The organism is Pseudanabaena sp. 'Roaring Creek', from assembly GCF_001402795.1.
Taxonomy (GTDB): domain Bacteria; phylum Cyanobacteriota; class Cyanobacteriia; order Pseudanabaenales; family Pseudanabaenaceae; genus Pseudanabaena.
Map to the genome: position 1 here is coordinate 1 of NZ_LIRE01000017.1, position 2,422 is coordinate 2,422.

Sequence of the window (2,422 nt, forward strand, 5' to 3'; positions counted from 1 at the left end):
ATTGACTGGCGGCGCTTCGCGCCGCCAGTCAATTCTTGGGATTTATGACCTAGCACATTTGGCGATCGCTATATATTTCGCTAGGGCTTGATGTACTTATAATGAGTTAGGAGTTTCAGGATCTGCATAATGGCTTACTGGCTGCTTAAAAGTGAACCCGATGTTTATTCTTATGCCGATCTCGAACGCGATCGCCAAACGATATGGGATGGAGTAAATAATAATTTGGCATTGAAACATATTCGGACTATGCAACCTAAGGATTTAGCCTTGATTTATCACACGGGAGATGAACGTCGTGCTATGGGGATTGCGGAAGTAATCTCCTTACCCTATGCCGATCCGAAACTAGAAGATCCGAAGCGGGCGGTCGTTGATGTGAAGGCAGTGCGATCGCTACCTCAGCCCGTGACTCTCGCTCAAATCAAACAAGATCCTGAGTTTGAAGGTTTCGATCTGATTCGGATTAGCCGTTTATCCGTCGTGCCCGTATCTGAGGATCATTGGCAAAGGATTTTAAAACTCGCAAATATTTAGCCAGATCGCCCGAACCAAAAAGAGGAATGCGGCGCGAAGCGCCGCATTCCTCTTTTTGGTTTTATGTCCTGATACACTTGGCGATAGCTATATTTTTTTGATTTATTTTTTGATTTATTAAGTATATGAACTATTTAGTCAGTGTTTGGAGCGATCGCATGAAGGCGGAGGAAGTCTATACGCGACTCGAATCAGCCAACTTCCCCATGCACGCAATTTCAATTTTAGGTAAGGGCTATAAAAGCGCTGAGGAATTTGGCTTTATCGATCCCCTAGTGCAAGGACGCAAACAAGCTTATCTGATGTCCTATTGGTTAGTTCCATTTGGCTTTTTTGCTGGCATTGGCTTTAGTCTTGTTACTGACCTGCATACCTTCGCTTGGGCTGGGAGCATCGGCAATCACGCGATCGGTGGTTTGTTAGGAGCATTTGGGGGCGCAATGGGAAGTCTCTTTGTCGGCGGTGGAGTTGGCGTGGCAACCAGTAGCGATTCGGTTCCCCTTCGCAATCGTCTCGATGAGGGTAAATATTTAATCGTCGTCCAAGGCACCGATCAAGAGGTAGTCCGAGCCAATCAACTCATGCGTCCTCTCCGCCCTGAGAATATTCAAGGTTATGTTGCCCCTTAGATTGTCATGAATCACTTACTAATTGGGATTTCTGGAGGTATTGCTGCTTATAAAGTTTGCGAAGTAGTTTCGAGCCTAGCCAAACGCGGAATTGAAGTGCGGGTAATTCTGACACGCTCTGCTGCGGAATTTGTTACACCTCTGACCTTTGCCACCCTCTCTCGCCAACCCGCCTTTACCGATGCTGATTTTTGGCAACCGAGTAATGGAAGACCATTACACATTGAGTTAGCAGAATGGGCGGATGTATTTTTGCTAGCACCTGTGACGGCAAATACCCTAGCCAAACTAGCCTATGGCATGGCGGACAACTTACTTACTAATACGGTGCTAGCTTCTAACTGTCCAATGCTCTTTGCACCCGCGATGAATACAACCATGTGGTTGCAAGCCTCAGTGCAGGAAAATTGGCGCAAAGTCTTACAGGATTCTCGCTATACAGCGATCGCGCCAACCGATGGCATTCTCGCCTGCGATGCCGTAGGTACGGGCAGAATGGCGGAACCAGAAATAATTCTCGAGTATATTGAATCCTTTCTTTTTACGGGGGGAAAACAAGATCTTAAGGGCAAGCATATTTTGGTGAGTGCTGGTGGAACCCGCGAATTTATCGATCCCGTGCGATTTATCGGCAATCCGTCCACGGGGAAACAAGGAATAGCGATCGCAAAAGCCGCCATTCACCGTGGCGCAAAAGTTACTCTCGTAAGTACTGCCAGTTCTGCGCTCCCGATGGGCGAAGTACCACCATCGGTGATAGTGACCCGCACTTCCGCAGAAATGCATCGAGCCATGCTGGAAGAATTTCCCCATGCCGATATAACCATTGCGGCGGCGGCAGTTGGCGATGTACGTTCGCAACTAAACAGCGATCGCAAATTACCAAAATCCGAATTACCTTTAAATCTACAACTCGAATATATTCCCGATATCGTGGCGGATCTCGCCAGCCGCAAACGTCTTGACCAAATATTAGTAGGCTTTGCCGCCCAAACTGGCAATGAAGAAGAAGTCGTTGCTGCGGCAAAAGAAAAATTAGAGCGCAAAGGTTTAGATGCGATCGCCGCTAATGCGGTGAATAGTTTGCAAACTGGCTTTGGTACGGATACCAATCAAGCTACTTTCATCCATAAAGATGGGCATAGGCAATCTACGCCCCTTTGTTCTAAGCTCGAACTTGCCCATCGTCTCCTCGATTTTTTACAGTCATAGCCACCCCCCAAAAGATGATTGGCGGCGCTTCGCGCCGCCAATCA

General features: G+C 47.5%; 3 protein-coding genes. All 3 read left to right on the forward strand.

The window, feature by feature from the left end; all coding sequences use genetic code 11:
* Positions 1 to 129: 129 nt before the first annotated feature.
* Positions 130 to 537, forward strand: a complete 408-nt coding sequence (locus AC805_RS00385) for an EVE domain-containing protein (RefSeq protein WP_055073574.1) — start codon at positions 130 to 132, stop codon at positions 535 to 537.
* Between the two features lie 125 nt (positions 538 to 662).
* Positions 663 to 1,166, forward strand: coding sequence for a hypothetical protein (locus AC805_RS00390; RefSeq protein ID WP_055073575.1), 504 nt, complete (start codon positions 663 to 665; stop codon positions 1,164 to 1,166).
* Positions 1,167 to 1,172: 6 nt separating this feature from the next.
* Positions 1,173 to 2,378, forward strand: a complete 1,206-nt coding sequence (gene coaBC, locus AC805_RS00395) for a bifunctional phosphopantothenoylcysteine decarboxylase/phosphopantothenate--cysteine ligase CoaBC (protein WP_055073576.1) — start codon at positions 1,173 to 1,175, stop codon at positions 2,376 to 2,378.
* Positions 2,379 to 2,422: the final 44 nt, after the last annotated feature.